The organism is bacterium (genome assembly GCA_040755755.1).
Lineage (GTDB): Bacteria > SZUA-182 > SZUA-182 > DTGQ01 > DTGQ01 > DTGQ01.
Genome location: JBFLZW010000033.1, coordinates 104,407 through 127,638, shown reverse-complemented (window position 1 = coordinate 127,638; position 23,232 = coordinate 104,407). Strand labels below are relative to the sequence as shown.

Annotated in this window: 8 protein-coding genes, 1 tRNA gene and 2 pseudogenes; 7 read left to right on the top strand and 4 right to left on the bottom strand. The window is 54.0% G+C overall.

The window, feature by feature from the left end; genetic code table 11:
• Positions 1 to 401: 401 nt before the first annotated feature.
• Both AB1611_11480 and AB1611_11475 read left to right on the top strand, forming a co-directional pair.
• Complete coding sequence (locus tag AB1611_11480) at positions 402 to 833, top strand: arsenate reductase ArsC (GenBank protein MEW6380210.1); 432 nt, start codon at positions 402 to 404, stop codon at positions 831 to 833.
• 473 nt (positions 834 to 1,306) lie between these two features.
• Positions 1,307 to 2,143 (top strand): annotated as a pseudogene (locus AB1611_11475) (tyrosine-type recombinase/integrase).
• A 44-nt stretch (positions 2,144 to 2,187) separates the two neighbouring features.
• On the opposite strand, the gene AB1611_11470 reads toward AB1611_11475, so the two are convergent.
• Positions 2,188 to 2,263: transfer RNA gene (locus tag AB1611_11470), tRNA-Arg, on the bottom strand.
• A gap of 127 nt (positions 2,264 to 2,390) precedes the next feature.
• On the opposite strand from AB1611_11470, the gene AB1611_11465 reads away from it, so the two are divergent.
• A complete protein-coding gene (locus AB1611_11465) occupies positions 2,391 to 2,723 on the top strand; it encodes a hypothetical protein (GenBank protein ID MEW6380209.1) in 333 nt (110 codons plus the stop codon).
• Here the strand turns inward: AB1611_11465 and AB1611_11460 are convergent.
• A complete protein-coding gene (locus AB1611_11460; GenBank protein ID MEW6380208.1) occupies positions 2,720 to 3,388 on the bottom strand; it encodes a hypothetical protein in 669 nt (222 codons plus the stop codon). The genes AB1611_11465 and AB1611_11460 overlap by 4 nt on opposite strands.
• A gap of 147 nt (positions 3,389 to 3,535) precedes the next feature.
• Entirely contained in the window at positions 3,536 to 9,490 is a 5,955-nt protein-coding gene (locus AB1611_11455; GenBank protein ID MEW6380207.1) for a carboxypeptidase regulatory-like domain-containing protein, read from the bottom strand.
• A 293-nt stretch (positions 9,491 to 9,783) separates the two neighbouring features.
• On the opposite strand from AB1611_11455, the gene AB1611_11450 reads away from it, so the two are divergent.
• Complete coding sequence (locus tag AB1611_11450; GenBank protein MEW6380206.1) at positions 9,784 to 9,915, top strand: hypothetical protein; 132 nt, start codon at positions 9,784 to 9,786, stop codon at positions 9,913 to 9,915.
• Between the two features lie 294 nt (positions 9,916 to 10,209).
• Here the strand turns inward: AB1611_11450 and AB1611_11445 are convergent, their stop codons facing one another.
• A complete protein-coding gene (locus AB1611_11445; protein ID MEW6380205.1) occupies positions 10,210 to 15,171 on the bottom strand; it encodes a carboxypeptidase regulatory-like domain-containing protein in 4,962 nt (1,653 codons plus the stop codon).
• A gap of 435 nt (positions 15,172 to 15,606) precedes the next feature.
• Here AB1611_11445 and AB1611_11440 point away from each other — a divergent pair.
• The 3 genes and pseudogenes from AB1611_11440 to AB1611_11430 all read left to right on the top strand — a co-directional run bounded on the left by AB1611_11440 (position 15,607) and on the right by AB1611_11430 (position 23,131).
• Positions 15,607 to 15,840: pseudogene (locus AB1611_11440) on the top strand (transposase).
• A gap of 827 nt (positions 15,841 to 16,667) precedes the next feature.
• Complete coding sequence (locus AB1611_11435) at positions 16,668 to 22,658, top strand: chitobiase/beta-hexosaminidase C-terminal domain-containing protein (protein MEW6380204.1); 5,991 nt, start codon at positions 16,668 to 16,670, stop codon at positions 22,656 to 22,658.
• A 209-nt stretch (positions 22,659 to 22,867) separates the two neighbouring features.
• Positions 22,868 to 23,131, top strand: a complete 264-nt coding sequence (locus AB1611_11430) for a hypothetical protein (protein MEW6380203.1) — start codon at positions 22,868 to 22,870, stop codon at positions 23,129 to 23,131.
• Positions 23,132 to 23,232: the final 101 nt, after the last annotated feature.

Sequence of the window (23,232 nt, the reverse complement as noted above, 5' to 3'; positions counted from 1 at the left end):
GGTAAGATATAAACCGTGTGATCGGCTCTTCGTTCAGAGTTGTGTTTGGTACTATGGTCAGCGCAATCAAGATCGATCGGGGAAATTCTGAGAGTCAAACACTGTTAGTATGATAAACAGCCTTTGCTAGGGAAATATCAAGAAAGTGTTATTTTTTTGTTAGACAATTAATCATGTGAATCTTGGTACTCGGGGCAAGGTAAATTTCTGCCCCTGAGACGGTTTTGCATGAGAAGAGTTAAGTATCAGGTAAGGACGTTACGTATTATGTAAAGGCATTACCGGCACGACTTGCCACTCTTGTCTCTCGCCGATTTTATTAGTATGATGGTATAGTTCAACCTGAAGGAGGATCGGTCTGGAATCACCAAGGCAACACACTCAATAGCAGGAGGTTTATTATGGGTAAAATAAAAATTCTCTTTTTCTGCATTGGCAATTCGGCACGCAGCCAGATGGCTGAGGCTTTGCTCAGAACCTCTGCCGGTGACCGGTTTGAGGTATATAGTGCCGGTATTGAGCCAAAAGGCATCAATCCTTATGCGAAGCAGGTTCTGGCAGAGGTCGGTATTGATCTGAGTGGTCAGTATTCGAAAAGTATCCATGAATATATGGGGAGGATACGTTTTGATTATCTGATTACTCTCTGCGGCGATGCTGATGAAAAATGCCCCGCTGCTGCTTTCCCGGTTGCCAGCCAGAGGATGCACTGGCCATTTGAGGATCCGGCAACCTGTCAGGGATCAGATGAGGAAAAGTTGGTGAAATTCCGTCAGGTCCGTGATCAGATTGACCAAACCATTAGTGCCTGGCTAAAAAGGCACTATAGCTAAAAAGAAGGAAAAGAATCAGGAGGAAAGATTACTGTCTAACTGCATGGATTTTTGTTTCAATTCCCCCTTGATCTTGGTAAGCTCTGACTCAGCCTCCTGTCTCCTGGTTCTTTTCTCCTCATGAATTCGCACTTATCTGTGTGCGCATTTGTGTGCGCTTTTGTGTCCAGGCAGAGAAAAATCAAGATAAACAATGATAAGTTGTGACAGGCAAAAGTACAAGGTTACAATTAGTTAGTTGTTTCTTATGATAGATGAATTAGCCGGGAAACTGCCTACGGATCCGTAGGTCGGGGGTTCGAGTAAGTCCCTGCTCTCTGATTCTGAAAAAGGCGTTGCTCACAAAACAACAATATAAAATTCACACTTTTAACTATTAGCTGAACATGTGCCTATAAAAATAGGCGAAGAAGAGAAAAATTTTACCAAGTTAATTTATATGGTTCAAAACAAAGAGCGAAGCCAAAAAGGCAATGTTAGTCCACAAAGAAGAGGTAAGGAACCCCACTCCGGCAGTAAAGGAGAAGATCGCCATAACCTTCGGCGACCTCGTAGATAAAAGACTGGACTATGTGAAGGCTCATCATACAAAGATCTATTATGATGCTTATATTTATATGGCTCGCCGATGGATTGATAAATGGGATCATATCCCTTGTGACGCAATTGCCAGAAACATGGTTGAGGAGTTTATCTTAGACCGAAGTCTTATTTCAAGCCATGCGGCCAACAAAGACCTTCGATATCTCAAGGCGGTATTTGGCTGGGGAATAGAACAAGAGCTCATTTCAGAAAATCCGGCTGCTAAAATTAAAAAACTCCCTATCGAAAAAAGAAGGAAGTATATCCCATCCAAAGAAGATGTATTGAAAGTAGTCATGGCCGCGGATTCAGATACCCGTGATTACCTGTATATGATTCTGGATACTGTGGCAAGAGTGGGAGAGATCAACAAACTGACGTGGGACGATGTTCATTTCGAGGAAAAGGCCATTACCCTGTATACCAGGAAGAAAAAGGGAGGCCACTTAACCGGCCGTAAGGTGGTAATGACTAAAAGAGTATACGACATCCTTTCCCAAAGGTATAAGGCCAGGGATAAAACCAAATCCTGGGTATTCTGGCAAAGATGCCGGAGCTCCAAGACAGGGGCAATGATAGAAGGGCCATACATAGATCGCAAGAGGATCTTACGTACTTTATGTAGGAAGGCAGGGGTTACCTATTTTCGGTTTCATGCTCTCCGGCATTTCGGTGCCTCAATTATGAAACACAAAGGAGTGCCGACTGGGGCTATTCAGAAAATCCTGAGCCATGAAAAGATGATTTTCCTGAACCCTCTGAATTATTTGAGTGCGCCCGAGAGGACTCGAACCTCCGGCACAGGGATTAGGAATCCCTTGCTCTATCCATTACTGAGCTACGGGCGCATAAACTAAACAATATCTTTTAACATATTCCATTTCTTGTGTCAATGGTTAGCAATCAGGACCCAGGATAAATTGATTCTCCTCCGCTATTGGTGATGAATGTGTTGCCCCCAGAACGAATACGGTTATGGGTGAGGATCATGGGGTTCATGGTTCTGTCTGGACAGATGGACACTTTGCCAGGTTTGATTCCACTGTTTCGGAAACCAACAAAATGACCAGGACCGCTACGGTCCTCCTTTCCAGAGCCTGGCAGAGAGGGTTAGCCGACCGGACCAATCCGTTCGACGAGGCAATCGAGCAAAGGTGGACAAGGCAATGGCTTTTCTTCGCTAACTCCGTGCGGTTTGCTTCAGCCATGCAGGGGCCGGATTACGCTTCCCTGAAAAATGGCTGGTGGGACTTGTCCACCAACCTGGTCGATGTGCATCGCTTCCTGAGCCCTGTGCCGGGAGACTAACCGATCTTTCTCTCCACATACACAGTCAGGACGAGAAGCAGAAAGGCTGCGGCTGCAATCCCTCCCCACCCTGAAAGAAGGGGGACATGAGTTGCTTTCTCCTTTGCCGCTACATGGACGACATACTTATCCCTGTGCCCCGTCCATCGCAGAGGAAAGTCTGATGGGCCAAAAGGTCCCCGGATTATTAAAGATATATCATCCCGGGTAATGATGGTCTCAGTCCTTGAGCTTGCCTTCCAGAATTTAAGGGTCAGCTTGCTGTTGATAATTGCTCCATCGTGCCTGGAAGTGGCGGGGTCATCCCCATAGACTTTCATCACGCCATATCTTCCCCTGACCGTAACGGTAGTGCGGCCTACAAGGAGCCCCCGTTCATCGAATACACCGACCTCGTCGCCGGTAACTGCATCCTGGCCGTCAATGGTAAAAAGCCCGGAAAGATACATCCAGGTCGGTGTAGGTGTTACCTCCTGAAAGTGGGATGCTTCCGCTATCCGGCTCACGGGAAGCAGGATGAGCAGGGTGAACAACAGGAGGCAGCCTGCCGGAGAGCATATCTCAAAACCTTCGCAGCAGGCGGCCTGTACAGATGAAATCAAGCTCTGGGACAACTTCGTAAGAATTAATCCGGACCATGATTGAATCCTGCTTTGCCATCTCATTCCCATTTCCTCATCACCTGAATCGCCTTCTACCTTTTCCAGACAAAAAATCGATAGGCGGGGTTGAAAGGCCCCGCCTATCATGGTAAGAGTATGACTGACTGGCCGGGTTAATTCCCTCTGTCAGTACTTACCGCTACTGAGTATTTAGTATAAAAGATACCATGATTGCAGGTTCCGGGTCCACGAATCTTGGTTATCTGAACCCCAGAGATATCTCGTTCCGGAATTTCCTCCCCAGGAGCCTGTCGAGGAATTAGTCAACCAGGAACTGGCCGCTGAGGAATTCAGGGATGTACCTGACGAAAGATTCAGCAGCAGTCCCAGAGCACTTGTGTTGCCTGGCCAGAATGGCGATGACACGGACGAAGATGACCAGAGGTTCGACGAACCGAAAAGGTTGTTAGACTGAACCAATGAAGAAGATGTCCAGGAAGAAGATGCCCAGGAAGGTGAGGTTGTTCCCCACATGCCGATGCCAGGCCAGACCGAATATCCTGAAGAAAAATTCAGGGATGGCAGGGTTCCCCACAGACCTGCTGTGCCCGTATTTCCTGCGAACAGGTAATTCGTTGCAGTAAGCCCTGTATACCAGGATGACCACGGGGAAGCCACCGTAGTGGCAGCCTGCTCCCTGCCGGGAGTTGCGGTTACGGTCACGCCGGTGCTGGCATTCTCCAGTTTGTCCACTGTCGCAATCCTGAAGGTATACTGCTGATCATTCTTCAGATTCTCCACGGTATATCCGGAAGTGTTTTTTCCAAGGCTGATCACCGTACTGTCCTTCTGCCCTTCCCTGATATACAGAATCTGATCTGCCAGATCGCCATCGCGGTCCGCAGCGGGTATCCAGGAAAGGATGACCTTCCTATCTCCTTTCACAGCAGTCAGACCTTTGACTTCCTCAGGCGGTGTCTTGTCTTCCTCGACCCGCAGGCGGAAGGATTGCGAAGCTACCTGCCCGTTGCCGTTATCGACCATTACCTGAACAATGCACGATCCGGCATCTTTGTTGGACGGAGTCCATTGAACCAGACCGGTATCAGGATCGATGTCCATGCCCTCCGGTCCCAGCAGCAGGCTGTGCTTTAGGGGGGTATTATCTGCTGAGCTTTTCACCTCAACCTTATAGGTAAAGGTGCGGCCTGCCTTGACCCTGTCCACGGAATTTGATGAAGTGATCTCCGGAGGCTGAGTATTGGGTGCCTGTTCCGGTGGGATCGGACTCTGAGCCGGATTTTGAGCTGTCGCGGTTTGAGACGCATACCATTGCGCCTGCCGGTCTGCATCCAGGCCGCCAAGTCCGGCACCATAGCCAGCCAGGCCGCCATAAAGGTCAGAGCTTCCGGTTGCCTGGAGGTAATAGTTAGAGTAACCATAGACCGAGCCTGGAACCGTAGAACTTCCATAATATGCGCCGCTCGTTGATTGCTTCTGACTGCTGCCGGTGCCGGTATAGGTTTCCCCTACCTGAAGCTCAAGGTCGATTCCTCCTCTGACTTCCGAACGGGCGACATGAACGGCTGTGGCTTTGTCCGGCTGATTGACGGGGACATCTTTGTAATATTCCTGGCCGTAGACATGGGCAGGATCACGGGCCATGATCAGGTAATCCCCTTCTTCCAGGCCATTGATGGTGTACCGGCCATCAGCATCGGTGATTGCCTGATACCCGTAATAATATCTGGCGGAAAGATTTGAATACAGCGATGGAATGGCCGTAATCAGTATCCTGGCCAATGGTGTCTGATGGTCGATCTCATCCACTACCCGTCCGCTGATCGAGGCTTTGGGCTGGACAAGGATATCGATCCCTTCCACCGGACCGGGGGCGGAGATGGTGACGGGGCTGGATGCCTTCGGATCAGTACCCGGCAGCCGATAAAAGCCGTCATGATAATACTGGCAGCCGGTAGCCTGAACCAGGCAGGTACCCGGACGAAGTCCCTTGAACTGGTACTCCCCGGTTGAACTGGTAGAGGTGTTCCTGCCGATATCCAACCCCTGCCCGGTGGTTAATCTGACCAAACATCCTGTGGTTATCGGTCTGCCGGTTGCGGCATCCTTGACTACGCCCTTGAGGATAATGCCCGGAGCCAGGCTAAAGTTGATATTCTCGACAACCTGGTCGGCACTGATCTCGATCGGGGTGGCTTCGCTCTCGCTGCTGACACCCGGATAGTATTGAGCCAGATAATTTTTCTCAGTTGTTGAAATTACCAGCAGGTATTTACCAGCCGGAAGCCCTTGCAGGGTGTAATTCCCCTGGCTGTCAGTGGGAGTTGAGTAATAATAAGTAATCTGCCCCGGTATATAGCCGGGATACCGCCCATAGTCGGTCGGCATTATACTGGTCGTCGCCGGAGGAGGCGGTGGGAGCGGTGATATGGATGGAGGCTCTGTCGTGGGTACGATGGGGGGCTCAATGGGCTTAACTACCGTGGGTGCGATTACTGTACCGCCAGGTGTGATTACCGGGCCACCAGGTATAACCGGAAGTATGGGTGTGGCAGATATCATCGAAGCAGGATAACTCCCGAAGGATTCGGCACTGGCGGCACAGAAAGATCCGTTTCTTGTGGCAAAACCAGCCAGATCGTCCATGAGGTTTTCCAGCTCCAGAGGATAACATTGGTTCAGGAGCCCATCGCCAACCCTGAATTTCAACAGGACCAGAAAATCATCTGCCCCTTCCGGGATAGAGCCGGTGAAAGAATATCCGCCGATCCTGATCCTGCCGTGATCGAGCAGGGAAGCATCGAACATGCTCAGGGAAGAAGCCAACTTTGACTTCTCAAAGCCGAGGTATTCCAGAGCACCCGGATCATAGATAACTTCAAAGCCAAGGGAGGAAACCTCATGTGAGCCTGTCTGGAGGACGACCGGAATTTCTACCTCTTCACCTGCCTGTGCCCGGTAATCCTTAATGTAGAGATTCCCCTGGCCGTCATCTGAATCCGGCTCTTGTTGCACCATCGATGCTTCAGGCGTCATCTCTGGAACAGCATAGCCGTATCCGCTATCGCCTGCCGGAGAAACATACGAGGTTCCATAGGTGGCATATCCGGTATATCCGCCGCCACTGCCCGTCTGTTCAGCAGGATAGGAATATTCGCCTGAAGGCATCAACCGGGCCATAACCGTCAGGCCGGAAACCGGCTCACCGGTTGCCTGATCGTAAACCCTACCCTTCACTATTCCACCCCGGCTGAGGCGAAAGTCAAGGCCGGTCTTCTCCTCGCCCTCTGCCCCGGTTACGAGCGCGGGCGAAGAACCGGTCCCATATTGGGCTGACAGGTATCCATTCGTATGATCGACAGCCTCAAGCCGGTAGGTTCCAGTCATAAGGCCGGTTATCTGATAGGTGCCGTCTTTGCCGGTGTAGCCTTGTGCCTGGTACCTCGGAGAAGAATAAGCAGAGCAGGAGTCGTAGGCCCCGGTCTGCTGATTCGCGGTGCGGACAGGTTCCTTGCCGCTGCTGCCTGCCGGAGAGGAATCGAGGGTAGCGCAAACCATGACCTCAGCCAGAGGTGTACCGTCTGTGGAAGTTACCTTCCCGGAGAGAATCAGGCTCTTCGCCAGGATCATATCAGGCGCTGAAACCTGGTCCGGAGGAGAGACGGTAAAGCCTGACTGACAGCCGTCCAGGTATTTCTGATTCTGATCCCAGGCCCGCAGGATATAGGTTCCTTTGGACAGACCGGCCAGGGTATAAGTTCCATCCTGCGCGGTCACGGCATTTGTGCTGGATGCATAGTAATAACTATCCCCCCATTTCTCCGGGTTATAAGAAGAATAGTCTTCAGGGTCTGCGGACATCATGATTCCGGCCAGGGGTCTTCCGGCCTTGTCCACAACCCTGCCGCTGATGGAGGCACCCGGCTTCATGGTGATTACGATGCCGCTGGTGGTGCTGCCTGGAGTAACTTTGAACGTACGCGGCGTTTCTTCCCCTGCATTCTGATCCAGGCAGAATGTGGGCAGGTAGTTATGGGTTCCTGTCTGGCTCACAGCCAGCACCATATACCCGTCTTCCGCCAGGCCGCGGATGACGAATTCTCCATCCGTATCGGTCATATCCTGTGACCCGCCGCCGTAATAATAGCTGCTGGCATAGAGGGGATAACCATACGCTCCCTTATACCCGGTGCCTGAGCTTATGACGCTGACAGAAATTCCGGCTAACGGGGTGGACCCGGCCATGACCTTGCCTTCAAGGGTCCCTCCTTTTTGCAGGGCAATCTCAATCCCTTCGATGGAAGGCTGCTGTGCAGACAGCTCAAGGTAATCCGGGGTATACTCTGACCAGTTGCCCCTGGGATATTCCGGATACCGGGTGCCAAGATATTTGCCGCTCATATCATAGATGTTCAATTCATAGCTGCCGTTTTCCAGGCCGGTAAATTCAAATCTTCCCTGCTCATCGGTCAGGACCGGCTTGAAGCGCGGGTAGTCCAGAGAGGGCAGATAGGAGCGGGAAGAGACTGGGGAATCGAGGGGTGATGATACCATGCCATAGGGTGCGGCGTAACCCAGAAGGGCGGAGGTACTTGATAATGGTGATATTGCAGGTTCATCGGAGGCGGTGACCGTAACTGCCATGCCGCTGGATAGAATCTCGGGACCGGCAGTTGTGGTTGCCGCTCCGGAGGTGGCATACCCCGTCTGAGGAGCGGATGCGCTGCTGACTGCATTAACCGGCGCGGCACCTGACACTGCATCAGCCCGGTTTCTCATGATAACCGCTTTTCCGGGCTCCGGGAACGGGACAGGGTCCACCACCGGGAGCGGAAGCGGAATGGGATTGGCGGAATCGTAATAGGATTTATTCAGGTTGACCTGAATTCCTGCCACCGGAAGGCCGCTTGTCTTATCGATGATCCGTCCCCGGATGATTCCCTTGCCTCCTGTGGGGGTGAGCTGAAGATTGACGGAGCCTGTCTCCTTCCCCTCTTCCACCTGGATTTCACCGGCCTGCTCCTGGTCCTGGGTATTCGGATAGTAGGCACCCTTAAAGCCGGGAGCATACTGAACCAGGGGAATATAGGTGCCCGGCTCAAGACCGCTGATGCGGTAAGTGCCATCGGCTTTGCTGACAGCCGGAGTAGACATGAAATAACCACTTGTTCCCTTGAAGCAGACAACTTCGGCATTGGCAACCGGCTTTCCATCAACCTTGCTGGTGATTTTACCGGACACGCTCCCGCCGCGCCTCAGGGTGATGGTACAGCCGCCTGTTGTCTGACCGGCTGATACGCTATAATAATTACTCATCGACGGGCTGTATAGGGTACTGCTGCCGATATATCCTTCAGCCCCTGCATCCAGCAAGCAGGTTCCCACCGGCAGACCGGGAAAGGTAAACTTTCCGCTGGAATCGGAGAGGGTACAAAAGCCGGGGGGGGTATTCTGGCTCGAAGCCGTGATCCGGGCACCGCTGATCGGCTTGCCGGTGGCTGCATCGGTCACCTGGCCGGACAGTTTCCCGCCCAAAGTCATGGTCAGGGAGATCGGCCCGGCAGTTTGCCCGGCATGGACCCTGATCAGGATGCTGGAAGCAGCAGGGTATGAATAAGAGGACAGGCTGCCCCCTCCCTGACCGGCATCAAGGCCAAATATTGCGGGCGCAAATCCCCGGCCCTGGGGATCATAAGCCCAGAGCCGGTACCTTCCGTCCGGCAGACTGCCGAGGAGAAAGGTTCCATCAGCCTCGCTCAGGGTCTTGTAAACCTGAGGAGGAGTGTATTCCAAACCGGGAGCACCATACGAGCGATATGGATAAAGATAGAGATCGGGATCGTTACTTAATTCTTCTGGCATCCAGGGTGGGAAAGCACCGAGATCATAGGGGAAAGGGGTATACGCGGCAGTGCCGCTTTGCTGCTGCACAGCCAGGACCTGAATATTGGTCAGACGCTGACCACTCTGGTCAGTAATCTTCCCCTGGATTGCACCTGTGGCTGCGCTTGCGGTCAGGCTGGCAGCTTGAGCGAGGCTACGTCCCACGATGATCAGCAGGACCATCAACCAAATACAGCCTAACCGTCGAGCGGCTGTTCTCAGGGAAAAACGTACAAAGTCCTCGGATTCATACATACTCATCGACCTTACCTCCATTCTGCAACCAGGTCTAATGAAAACATGATAGTGTAATAACCACTTAATCCTGAGATTAATACTTATGGGTAGATTAAACTTTTAAACCTCATCCTGATTTAAGCAAGATTCATACCCTCCTTTGCCTGCGGTCAAAAGCCATGCCTGGTGCCGGGCCAAAAGCCCTGCCTGATTATTGATCATCCCCTGCTTTTGTTTTGGTATGATCGCTATGACTTCTGTATAAAAATAACCACGTCTATCCGGAATGGCACTTACAGAAGCTAAGTTTGCACTCAATGCAGGTCTTCTTAAATACGCGGCTAATTATCGTCAACTGCGGCGGCAGCCGCTTTGGACTGCGGTGGCACGACACCGCTTTCCTTGGGGTGCGGCATGCCGGGGTAGTAACAACAGGAGGCTGCCTCTGATAAATTAAAACTGTCCGCCCCTGAAACCCGGAGGGGAGAGGGGGAAAATCGCTGCCATAAGGTAATAATATTGCCCTTGGGTCGAGGGAGAAGAGACGCCCCCGGGTTGGCGAGGGGAAAGAAGTGCCTCCATTATCAGGTAGTTCAGTATGATCACGGGAATCTGGCTGATTTAACATTATCGAGCTATTATTACCAGGGAATATGCCTCCCCTGCATGGCCCAAGGTCCTTGGGCCATGCAGGGAGCATCAAACCAAAACCTCTCAGCAGAGAAAAAGCTTTAATAGAACAGCTACCACCGTGGCTGCATCGGGTCCCGGACCCATAGATTCAGATTGTCTGAATCCCAGAGAGAACCGGAATTTCCTCCCCAGGAACCTGTCGGGGAATTGCTCCACCAGGGACTGAACGTCGAGAAGGAGGAGGAATACAGGGATGTACCTGCCAAATTGCCGCCTGTCCAGAGTGAGGATGACCAGGATGGCGATGACCAGGACGAAGATGACCAGGGGTTCGATGAGCCGAACAGACTGTCAGACTGAACCAGGGTTGTTCCCCACACAGTGTATGTACTGCCAGGCCAGACCGGGTATACCGAAGAAGAAGTCAGGGATGGCGGGTTCCCCCACAGGCCTGCTGTGCCTGCATTTCCTGAGAACAGATAGCTGTTGGATGCAAGCCCCGAATACCAGGATGATATCGGAGAAGCTCCGGTGTCGGCCACCCGCTCCTTGGCGGGAGTTGCGGCTACGGTCACTCCGCTGCTGGTATTCTCCAGGTTGTCTCTGGTCACAATCTTGAAAGTATAGGGCTGATCATTCTTCAGATTCTTCACCGTATATCCGGAGGCACCTTTCCCAAGATTGATCCCCGCGCCATACTCCTGTCCCTCCCTGACATACAGGACCTGATCCGCCAGATCGCCATCGCGGTCCGAAGGAGGTGTCCAGGAAAGAATGACTTGTCCATCTCCTTTCACCGCGGTCAGGTTTTTGACTTCCTCCGGCGGGGTCCTGTCTTCCTCGACCCGCAGGCGGAAGGATTGCGAGGCTACCTGCCCGTTGCCGTTATCGACCATTACCTGAACGATACACCATCCGGCATCGCTGTTGGACGGAGTCCATTGGACAAGACCGGTATCAGGATCGATATCCATGCCCTCCGGTCCGAGCAGCAGGCTGTGCTTGAGGGAAGTATCGGCTGCCTGGTTTTTAACCTCAACCTTATACCGAAAGGTGCGGCCTGCCTTGATCCTGTCCACGGAATTCGATGAAGTGATCTCCGGAGGCTCCGCATTCGTCAACCGCTCCGGAAGAATCGGATACTGGGCCGGATACTGGTTTGTTCCGGGTTGAGGTGTATTCCATTGAGCCTGCCGGGCTGCATCCGAGCCGGTATATCCGGCACCATAGCCAGCAATGCCGCCATACAGGCCGGATTTTCCGATCATCTGGAGGTAAGATATAGAATACCCGTAATTCGGGCCGGGAGCTGCCGAAGACCCATAGGAAGCGGAAGTAGCTGTCGGGTATTGACTGTTGCCGGCTGCGCCGCTGTAGGTTTCCCCTACCTGAAGCTCAAGGTCGATACCTCCTTTGGCTTCCGAGAAGCCCACATGGACGGCTGTAGCTTTGTCCGGCTGATTGACAGGGACATCTTTATAGTACTCCTGACCATAGACATGTGCAGAATCACGGGCCATAATCAGGTAATCCCCTTCTTCCAGCCCCCTGATCGTGTACCGGCCATCGGCATCGGTGATTGCCTGATATGCGGAGTAATATGCATATAGAGAAAAGGAATAGTAATCGGTGGTGGCATGAGGCTTTCCCGATCGTGGAATGGCCGTGACTATTATCCTGGCCAGCGGTGTCTTATCGAGCTCATCCACCACCCGTCCGCTGATCGAGGCTTTGAGCTGAAGCAGGATATCGATCTCTTCCACCGGACCGGGGGCGGAGACGGTGATCGGGCTGGATGTCTTCGGATCAGTACCTGGCAGCCGATAAAAGCCGCCGTAGTAATACTGGCAGTCAGCAGCCTTGACCAGATAGGTGCCCGGCTGAAGTCCCTTGAACTGATATTCCCCGGATGAATTGGTGTAGGCGCTATCGAGATCCGCTCCCTGCCCGGTGGCTAATATGACCAGACACCCTGTGGTTATGGGCTTGCCGGTTGCGGCATCCCTGATCACGCCTTTGAGGATGATGCCCGGAGCCAGGCTGAAATCGATATTCTCGACAACCTGCTCGCTCCTGATCTCGATCGGAGTCGCTGTGCTCTCACTATCGGCACCCGAATAATACTGAGACAGGTAGTTTTTATCGGGCGTTGAAATAAACAGCAGGTATTTACCATCCGGAAGCCCTTTCAGAGTGTAATTCCCCATATTGTCAGTGGAAGCTGAAGAGTAAATCATCCCCGGCCACATCCCGGAGGTTGCACTCATCCCATAATAGTCGATCGGCAGTATGGCAGGAAGATCAGATGGGCCGCCACCGTACGAATAGCCAGACTCCGGCTGGGCTGCAACTATCGCTCCGGAAACCGGCTTGCCGGCAGCCAGATCGAGGACCGTACCCTTGATTATTCCGCCCTTCACGAGGGAAAAGTCAAGGCCGGTCTTCTCCTCGCCTTCTGCCCCGGCTACGAGTGCGGCCGAAGTTCCTGTGCCGTATTGGGCTGATAAGTATTCATTACGATAATCAACTGCTTCAAGCCGGTAGATTCCAGCCGCAAGGCCGGTTATCCGGTAGGTGCCGTCCTTGCCGGTATAGGCTTGCGACTGATACCTCGGATAAGCAGTGCAGGAGTCGGAGGACACTGTCTGATCCGCAGTGCGGATTGGCATCTTGCCGCTGCTGCCTGCCGGATCCGAAGAGTCATCGAGGGTAGCGGAAACCATAATCTCAGCCAGGGGCTTGCCATCCCTGGAAGTTACTTTCCCGGAGAGAATCAAACTTTTGGTCAAGACCATATCAGGCGCTGACAGACTGGCTGGAGGGGATACGGCGAGGCCGGATCGGCAGCCGTCCAGGTATTCCTGATTCTGGTCCCAGGCCCTCACAACGTAGGTTCCTTCAGACAGGCCGACCAGGGTGTAAGTCCCGTCCTCAGCGGTCATGACACTCCTGTTGACCGGGAAGGCGTAATAATTCCACGGCCTGGCCGGATCGGAATCAGGATAGCGTTCGAGGTCTGCGGACATTACGATCCCGGCCAGGGGTTTTCCGGCCTTGTCCACAACCCTTCCGCTGATGGAGGCACCCGGATTCATGGAGATTACCATGCCGCCCGTGGTGCTGCCTTCGGTTACTTTGAACGTGCGGGGCTTTTCCTCCCCGGCGTTCTGGCACCAGGCGGCCAGGAAGTTCCGGGTTCCCGTCTGATCCACAGCCACCAGGATATAGTCGTCTTCCGGCAGGCCGCGGATGATGAATTCTCCATCCGTATCAGTCACGTCTTCCGATCCGCTGCCGACGTAGTAGACACCCGGGTAACTATACGCTCCCTTGAATCCCAAATTTGCGGGTGTGGCTCTGACAGAGATACCGGCCAAGGGAGTGGACCCGGCAAGGACCTTGCCTTCCAGACGCCCCCCGCGCTTCAGGGAGATTTCGATACCTTCGAGAGAGGTCTTCTTTTCGGACAGTTCAAGATAATCCAGAGCATCCCCGTAACCCAGGGGATATTCCGGATAGCGGCCACTCAGATACCTGCCCTGCGGATCATACATGGTCAATTCATATTTGCCGTTTTCCAGGCCGGTAAATGCAAATTTCCCCTGCTCATCGGTCTGAACCGGGTTAATCCGGAGGTAGTCCACGGGTGGCAGACAGGAAAGAGGCGAGATATGGGAAACTGTTCCATATGGGGCATAGGATGACAATGACATGGCATCTGCGGCCGGGAGCATGACAGGATACGCTTCGTAATCGTAAGGATCATAAAATTTACTCAGACTGACCTGAATTCCGGCCACCGGAAGGCCGCTGGCCTTGTCGATGACCCGTCCCCGGATGATTCCCCTGCCGATAATGGGAGCAAGCTGGATATTGGCAGAGCCGGTCTCCTTTCCCGATTCCACCTGAACCTCCCTGGCCTGCTCTCTGTCCTGGGTATTCGGACAATAGGCACCCTGAAAGCCCGGGGCATACTGGACCAGGGGAACATAGGTGCCCGGCTCAAGGCCGCTGATGCGGTAAGTGCCATCAGCCTTGCTGACAGCCGGAGAGGATATAACATAAGCCGGATTGTCTCCGGTCATGAAGCAGGTGACTTCGGCACCGGCAACCGGTTTCCCATCTGCCTGGCTGGTGATCTTACCGGAAACCGTCCCGCCGCGCTTCAAGCTCAGGTTGCAGCCTCCTGTTGTCTGACCGGCTGATACCTGATACTGGTCTTCCTGAAGGATGTAGCCGCTATATCCGCTGGTGTATCCTTCGGCCATTGCGCTCAGCCAGTATTCCCCCTCCGGCAGAGCGGGGAAAGAGAAATTCCCGCTGGAATCGGAAAGGACGAGAAAGGCAGGATAATTATACTGACTCGATGTCTGGACCCGTGCCCCGCTGATCGGCAGGCCGGTGGCTGCATCGATAACCTTCCCGGACAGCTTCCCTCCCGGAGTCATGGACAGGGTAAAAGGCCCGGCGGTTTGCCCGGTATGCACCCGGATCTGAATGGCGGAAGTGAAGGATGGATAAGCATAGAGCAGGCTGCCCGCTGACTGAGGGGCATCAAGCCCATAGATCGAAGGCGCATATCCCTGGTCCTTGAGATCGTAGGCCCAGAGCCGGTACCTTCCTTCCGGCAGACTGCCGAGGAGAAAGGTTCCATCCGCCTTGCTCACTGTCCTGTAAACCTGGGGGGGTGATGAATCAGCGGCAGGGCCATAGGGGCTGTATGGACCATACGGATACAGGTAGGGATCAGGATCATTGCTTAATTCTTCAGGCATCCAGGGGGGAAAGGCGCTCAGATCATAAGGGAAAGGGGTATATCCGTAATACCCGTAAATGGAAGCGGTATCCGGCTGCTTCACGGCCAGAACCTGAATATTGGCCAGAGGCCGACCACTCTGATCAATAATCTGCCCCTGGATTGCACCTGTGGCTGCGCTTGCGGTCAGGCTTCCAGCTTGAGCGAGGCTACGTCCCATGATGATCAGCACGACCATCAACCAAATGCAGCCTAACCGGCAAGCGGCGGTTCTCAGGGAAAAACGTACAAAGTCCTCGGATTCATACGTACTCATTGACCTTACCTCCATTCTGTAATCAGGTCTCATGAAAAACATGATACACGATAGTAGTAACCACTCAATCCTGAGATTTATTTCTTATGGATAGTTATATCTTGAAACTTCATCCTGGCTTAAATCAAATTTATACCCTCCTTCCCTGCGGCCTCAAGCCCTGCATGATCATCGAGCATCCCCCGCTCCCCTCCCCCTGCCCTGGAATGATCGTTATGTCTTGGGTAAAAAATAGCCATGCTCCTGCAAAAGCAGGATATGGGTATTTAATTATTTTTCAGTATCTAATTAAGACGCGGCAGGATTGGGGGGGATTACGGCTATGCTGCTGCTCATCCCCCTCTTCCTCTTTTCCTTTTAGGGATTTTCACTTGAGTGAACTACAGATATCAGGTAGGCACAAGCGGCCTGCATCAAGCGGCCTGCAAATTTTCAAGTATGACTTTCAGATTATCTACAACCATTGATTTATGCTTATCTCTATTCCCCTGGGCACACTTCCGCACAGAGAAAGGCGCCATCAAGCTCCATACATTGCTGGACTTGCGTGGCAGCATTCCTTCATTTATCAAAATTACTGATGGCAAGGTTCATGATGTCAATATCCTTGATGAACTGGTTCCAGAACCAGGTTCATTCTATATCATGGATCGGGGCTATATCGAATGGCACTTACAGAAGCCAAGTTGGAACTCATCCACCGCGGCGGTAGCCGCTTTGGACTGCGGTGGCACGACACCGCTTTCCTGGGCATGGGTATGCCAGGCAGGTGATGTGCCAGGACGGGGCAGTATGCCAGGATGTGTGGTGTGGCGGTATGCCAGGAAGTCGTACCTGTGCGGTGAGCACTTCAAAGCAGCTTCCGCTGCGCTCCCAATGTCCACTCCAAAAGGCAATGGATATTATAAGGTACAGATGTTCCCCATCTTGTATGAAAGCCTCCATAACTCCCCTCCCCCTTGAGGGGGGAGGCTGGGTGGGGGTGATGGTTATTTTTCACCTTCCTCATCGAGAAAAGGAACATGGGGAACATAACCCTGGAAAAATCCCTTCCCAGCCCCACCCTGCATATGGCTGTTTCCGGGACTTGGGTAAAGTAAAGGCATTAAATATCTCTTACATTATATTGTTTTCGAGCAAATAGTAGGGTATAGTATTACCATCACTCAAGAGTTCCATACAGCATCATTATTGCTTATAGTTACTTCACTACCGGACACTTTTTATTCCCGACTCTGTATGTGTCTGTAAGTGCAAGTATTTCAAGTCATTCCCGCGTAGGCGGGAATCCAGGGGTTTGCTGTAACCATGCATGGATTCCCGCTTTCGCGGGAATGACAGTAAAAGTGTCCGGTAGTGAGATAGTTACCCGATTTCTGTGTACCGTATGCAAATTTACCCCATGATCAGAGGGGTTGCAGGAAATAAAGAATACAATTCAAGGCATAATTCGAGGCATAGAGAAAACAAGGAGTGTATGAGGTATGCATAAGGTTATGAGAGGTATCATTTACCGGGTTACCCGCTGTCATGATTTTCTTGCAGGCATGATTTTTATGAGTATTTTCCTTGTTCCCTTCCTCATGGTGCGGGCTCTGCCTCCGGTCTGGGCTCAGCAGGAAGGGGATGCGCCAGTCATCAGATCGATAACTCCGGCTTTGGGCTATACCAATACTGCCACTCCGATATCCATCCTTGGAGAAAATCTGACCATAGATACCAAAATCAGCATTTACGAAGAGGATCCTCTGCCGGGCAAAAGCTGCCGGGTTACGGGATGGGCGCAGGGCGTGCATGCTCAGGGGGATTATGTTTACGTGGCTGACGATACCCTGGGCCTTCAGATTATCGATATCAGCCAGCCTGACCAGCCAGCCATCCGGGGAAGCTACGACACTCCGGGCTGGGCCAGCGGGGTGCAGGTTCAGAGTAACTTTGCCTATATAGCCGATGGATATTCCGGCCTTCAGGTCATCGATATCAGCCGGCCCGATGCGCCCGCTTTGACGGGGAGCTATGACACTCCCGGCTATGCCTACGGAGTCTTTGTGCGGGGAACCTGTGCTTATGTGGCTGACGACCGCTGCGGCCTTCAGATCATCGATATCAGCCAGCCTGCCCGGCCAGCCCTCAGAGGAAGCTGCGATACCCCCGGCTCGGCTCACGGCGTTTTCGTGACCTCGGATTATGCATATGTGGCTGACGGTGATTCCGGCCTTCAGATCATCAATATCAGCCAGCCTGCACGGCCTGTCCTTGCGGGAGCTTTCGATACTCCCGGCAATGCCCTGGGGGTCTTTGTCTCAGGTGCCTGCGCTTATATAGCCGATGGCGGATGCGGGCTTCAGATTGTTGATATCAGCCAGCCCGCAAAGCCCGTGCTCAGGGGCAGCTACGGGTATCGAAGCGGCTCCGGCTGGGCCTGCGGGGTGTTTGTCCGGGAGAACATGGCTTTTGTGGCTGACGGCAATTCCGGCCTCCAGGTTATTGATGCCAATAATCCGGCCAGGCCAACCTTGAAGGCATTGTGCCGCACGCCAGGCTCCCCCTATGGGGTCGTTGTCCTGGCTAACTTCGCCTATCTGGCCGATGGCGGTTCCGGGCTCCGGATGGTCAATATCACGCATCTCGACAGCCCTGTCCTGCCCAGGAATTACGATACTCCGGGCTGGGCTTATGAAGCCTTTGTTCATAAGGGTTATGCGTATGTGGCTGACGGTGATTCCGGTCTCCAGGTTATAGGTTTCGATAATAACGGCCAGCCAACTCAGGCTGCAAGCCTGGAGACTTCGGGCCGGACGCAGGGAGTCCGGGCTTTGGGCAATTATCTCTATCTGGCGGACGGTGATTGCGGTCTTGCGATCATCGATATCAGCCAGCCGGTAAAACCCGTGCTGAAAGGGGCCTGCGACACACCCGGCCAGGCCGCTCAAGTGTTTATCACCGCTGACCATGCCTATGTGGCTGACGGTGATTCCGGCCTTGCGGTCATCGATATCACCCATCCCGACCAGCCCCAGGTTGTCGGAAGCTGTGACACTTCGGGCATTGCCCAGGGGGTCTTTGTTGCAGGCAGCCATGCCTATGTGGCCGATGGCGATTCCGGCCTTGCGGTCATCGATATCACCCATCCCGGCCAGCCGAAACTGACCGGGGTTTATAATACTCCGGGCTCCGCTCACGGGGTCTTTATTGCAGGCAGCTATGCCTATATAGCCGATGGTGATTCCGGCCTTCAGATCGCCGATATCAAAAACCCCGAGCAGCCGGTCTTTGCTGGAGAATATAATACCGAGGGCTCTGCACAGGGAGTCTTTGTGCTCGAAGGCTATGCCTATGTGGCTGATAAGGCCTCCGGCCTCGCGGTCGTCGATGTCAAAAACCCCGGACAGCCGCTGCCGATAGCCCACCTCGGCCCGAACCTGACCGGCCAGGCCGCGGGCCTCTGCCTCGACCAGGAGCGCATTTATCTCGCTTCAGGAGCATCCGGTCTTCAGACACTCTCGCGCCCGATTTTCTGGCTCACCCGGATCGAGCGGATAAGCTCCGGAGGAGGGCAGGCCCAGGTAACCATTCCTGCCGGTCTGCCGCAGGGTTTTTATACTGTCAGGGCCACCCGGAGCAGCAGCCTGTCCACCTGGCTGAGCAGCGCCTTTGAAATGACCACCGATAATCCCCTGATCCGCATCCTGTATCCCCAGGGCGGGGAGATATTCAAACAGACGGTCCGGATCCAATGGCTGGCTGATCAGGGCAGCGCCAGTCCGGAGGCGGTATCCATAGATCTCGACTATAGCCCTGACCGGGGAAAAACCTGGAAACCCATAGCAACCGGCGAGAAAAATGACGGGCAGTACGATTGGGATACCAGCCGGATGGCGGACGGGGATGATTATCTGGTCAGGGTGACCTGCAGGGCCGATGACCAGGGAGTGAGGAAAACCATCTCCCAGGCCGTCTCCGAAGCTTCCTTTTCCATCGCCAACAGCAATACCCGTCCGCAGGTTCTGGATGTATCGGCACAGCAGCAGCCGGATGGCCTGGTGGCTATTCACTGCCGCTGCCTCGATACCGAGCAGACCTCACTGACCATCTCCTTTCAGTATTGGGATGGCTCCGAATGGCGTCCGTGCAGCAGCGTGAGCACGGCGGGAAGGCAGCAGGCCGGACTGCCGCTGTCCGCCACCTGGAAGGCCAGGGAGGATGTTGCAGGCCGGTTCTACCCCCAATGCCGGATCAAGGTCACGGCAGATGACGGGCAGGCGGTTGATCATCTGGCCGAAGGAGAAAGCCAGCCCTTTGCCCTCGATACTGCCCCGCCAAAGTCTTCGGCCACCCCGGCCGGGGGCGTCTATGCCAGCCGGACAGCCGTTACCCTGACTGCAAGCGATGATTCGGCAGTGGCCGCCATATACTACACCACCGATGGATCCAATCCCACGATCTCATCACCCCGCTTCAGCGGCGGGCCGATAGCTATTGAGAACACGCTGAGCCTGAAATTCTTCGCCGTGGACAGCTTCGGCAATCAGGAGCCGATCAGGGTGGAAAATTACCGGATGTCCAAAAAAGTCGTTATCCAGGCTCCCGGCCCGGCATGGCCGGGATCGAGTATCAACGTTACCTGCCAGGTCCAGAAGCCGGACGGCAGCATGGCCGATCAGGAGGCGGTCAGATTTACCCTGTTGGTCGATGGAGCGGCGGTTTTTGGACCGGATACTGCGGTCGGCAAGGTGCTGCTGCTGAACAGCGCCCGCAACCAGGCCCTGGTGGAAACCGCTGCCGGAAAAGTGATCATCAGCCTGACCAACAGCCGGGCCGAGGAGGTGCATCTTGTGGTCAGGGATACGGAACGGATGGGGCTTGAGATTGCCTCCCCCGGCAGCGGCCTTGCAGGCCTTGCCATCAAATTCCTTGATCCTGACCTTGACGAGGATGGCGACGGTCTGACGAACCGGACCGAGGCTTCAGGCTGCCTGAAGATCAATAGCTCCGACTCGGATGGCGACGGTTTGCCGGATGGATATGAGTACAGCCACTCCTGCCTCGATCCCTGCGACGCCGGTGCCGGATCAGGCAGCAAGTCCAGCCACGGCCCTTACGGTGATCCGGACGGCGATGGAATCAGGAACCTGGCTGAATTTCGCTGGGGCACTGATCCCTGCCTGAAGGACACGGACGGGGATGGCCTGGATGACGGCCTGGAATGGGGCAAAAATGCTCAGCAGCCTCTGGACAGCGACACCGACGGCCTGATCGATGCCCTTGATCCTGACAGCGATAATGACGGGCTTTCCGATGGCCGGGAATATTTCACCCTGAAGACAAGTCACACCAGCCCGGACACGGATCAGGACGGATGGGTTGACAGCTTTGAGGTCGGACCTGATCCCAACCACCCGACCCTGTGCAGGAACGCGCAGGGGGAGCTCTCCCCCTGTGCTCTTGATGCCGGTAACGATCAGGTCAGGCCGGTTATCAAATCCATCCGGCCCGGATGGTCTGCCGACGGGATTTCCACGCTGACCGTGGATGGAGAAAACCTTACCGCATCCACCCTGCTTGGCATTTTCCGGGATGATCCTCCGGTCAGGGTGGGAGCGTGCGCCATCCCGCAGGGCGAGGCCCTGGGGGTATGCACCCGGGGAAATTATGCTTATGTGGCTGCCGGAAGCTCCGGTCTGGTCATCATCGATCTCAGCCAGCCCGATCAGCCGGTGGTAAAGGCAAATTGCCCCCTGGTGGAGAGTGCCTATGGAATCTGCATGGCCGGAAATTATGCCTGTGTGGCTGCCGGATATTCCGGTCTTTCGATCATCGATCTTGGCCAGCCCGACAGACCGGTGCTGAAAGGGAGCTGCAACACTCCAGGCTATGCCCGCGGAGTATGGGTTTTAGGGAATCTGGCCTATGTGGCCGATGAATGGGCAGGTCTTCAGGTCATCGATATCAGCCAGCCTGACAAGCCAGCCCTGATAAGCAGTCTGGCCACACCGGACTGGGCTTACGGTATCTGCGGGCAGGGGAATTATGTCTATATAGCTGCCGGGTATACCGGTCTGGTGGCCATTGATGTCACCCGGCCCCAAAGCCCTGCTCTGGCGGCTGGATGCGATACGCCAGGCTATGCCGAGGGCGTATCGGTTTTGGGAGGCTGCGCCTATGTAGCCGACGGCTATTCCAGCCTGCAGGTCATTGACCTTACCCGGCCCCGATATCCTTTTCTCATGACCGGGGTTGAGCTGCCTGACCGGATCCACGTGCTGGGACTGTCTTTGAGCGAAGAGTATCTTGTGGGCGCTGCGGGATCGGCAGGTCTGACTATCCTGAGCAGGCCGCATTTCTGGTCTGCCAGGACCACGGAGGTCAATGCTGCCGGTACGCAGATTACGGCGGTTGTCCCGGCCAGAATACCGGCGGGCTCCTATACGGTCAAGGCATCGAATCCTCCCTACGGTGTGGCGGATCCAATCGATATGACATTCGAAGCTACAACCAATACTCCGCCCCAGGTGCAGATTCTATCAGTCAGCCGGCAGGAAAAAGGGGCAATAGCCATAACCTATCGCTGCCTCGATCAGGAACAGTCTCTGGTAAACATCCAGTTCCAGTACTGGGACGGATCCCGATGGAGAGACAGCCGGGCGATAACCGAAACCGGCCCTCAACCCACGGGAGCAGACCTGACAGCCATCTGGCTGCCCGGCGAGGAGCTTGAGGGTCAGGAGCTTGCCGCCTGCCGGATCAAAGTCAAAGCTGATGACGGGCAGTCCGCAAACGGCTTTGCTGAAGCCCAAAGCGCCCCATTCCCCCTTGACACCAGACCCCCGGAAATCACTGTCTCTCCTGTGGGCGGCTCGTTTGCTTCCCCGCAAACCATAGCCCTCAGCACCGATGAAGCAGCCACCATCTATTACACTACCGACGGCACTGACCCGAATACCGGATCGAATTGCTATACCGGGCCGCTGCTCTTTTCAGGCACAACCACCCTGAAAGTTTTCGCTCTCGATTCGTATGGCAACCAGGGGGATATCAGAAAAGAAACCTACACTATCTCGACCGCCAGCCCCCCCCAGAACCAGCAGCCGGGCACACAAACCCAACCGGCAGCAGACACCGGTGGAGGTATCGGCGGAACCGGCGGAGGATTTTCTCAAACCGGCTGGGGATATTCTCCCTGGATCGCCAGCCTCTCCGGAGGGAACTGGCCCCAGTTCTCTTCCCCGCTGCCAGCGTTTACCTTCGGGACCTCTTCCACCTTTGGGACAATATATGGAGCCTTCAGTCCGCTCAATTCATTCAGCAGTTCCCCCTGGCTTTTTGGCAGCGGTTATCAGTATTATGAAAGCAGCGCTCTAGCTCCGGCCAGTTACTCTTACTCCGGCTGGTCCGGCTCCACCTGGCAAGAATCCGGCTGGACCGGCGGGGGCTTCCCCTGGACATCAATCTATACCTATAGCACCGTGAGCGGTTTCTCCTGGTAGCGGCAGAGTTAACTACAGAAGGCAGAATGTGAATTAATATACCCCGGCTGAGAGGATTGAAGGCAAAAAATTGAATCCTTTACTCATGAAATCGGGGTAGTATATAATTACAACAGAGAATGTAATTGCAGTAACAAGCCGCCGGTACTACCAGCAGTCCACCATATTTTGCAGGTTCCCACCAAAGGGAGGAAGGTTATGAGGAAGCAATGCCCAAAAAGGAGAGAGCCGATCTTCTGTCAATAGCCATGACTCTGGCTTTCCACCACTTTCAGGAAAGCTGGGTGAAAGGGTATTTCAAAGAGGAGATGCGGATGATTAAAACAGCCGATTTTATCCAGGAATGGATCGATGAGGAAATCGAGAAGGGAATTCAGCAGGGAATCCGGCAAGGTGTCAAAGAGGCCACGCAGCAGTCAATTATTGAATTTCTTGAGGGGCGGTTTGACATGGTTCCTGCGGAGATTATCTAATCAATCAAGCAGGTAAAGGAGATTTTAAAACTATTGATCCCTTGAGTAAAATCGAAACTTAAACACCAGTATTTTGCAGGTTTCCAAACCAAGGAGTGTAA

Excerpts from the sequence above, each read along its gene's own strand:
- AB1611_11480 (MEW6380210.1), top strand. The coding sequence starts at position 402 with ATGGGTAAAATAAAAATTCTCTTTTTCTGCATTGGCAATTCGGCACGC.
- AB1611_11465 (MEW6380209.1), top strand. The coding sequence starts at position 2,391 with ATGGGTGAGGATCATGGGGTTCATGGTTCTGTCTGGACAGATGGACAC.
- AB1611_11460 (MEW6380208.1), bottom strand. The coding sequence starts at position 3,388 with ATGAGATGGCAAAGCAGGATTCAATCATGGTCCGGATTAATTCTTACG.
- AB1611_11455 (MEW6380207.1), bottom strand. The coding sequence starts at position 9,490 with ATGAGTATGTATGAATCCGAGGACTTTGTACGTTTTTCCCTGAGAACA.
- AB1611_11450 (MEW6380206.1), top strand. The coding sequence starts at position 9,784 with ATGCAGGTCTTCTTAAATACGCGGCTAATTATCGTCAACTGCGGCGGC.
- AB1611_11445 (MEW6380205.1), bottom strand. The coding sequence starts at position 15,171 with ATGAGTACGTATGAATCCGAGGACTTTGTACGTTTTTCCCTGAGAACC.
- AB1611_11435 (MEW6380204.1), top strand. The coding sequence starts at position 16,668 with ATGAGAGGTATCATTTACCGGGTTACCCGCTGTCATGATTTTCTTGCA.
- AB1611_11430 (MEW6380203.1), top strand. The coding sequence starts at position 22,868 with ATGCCCAAAAAGGAGAGAGCCGATCTTCTGTCAATAGCCATGACTCTG.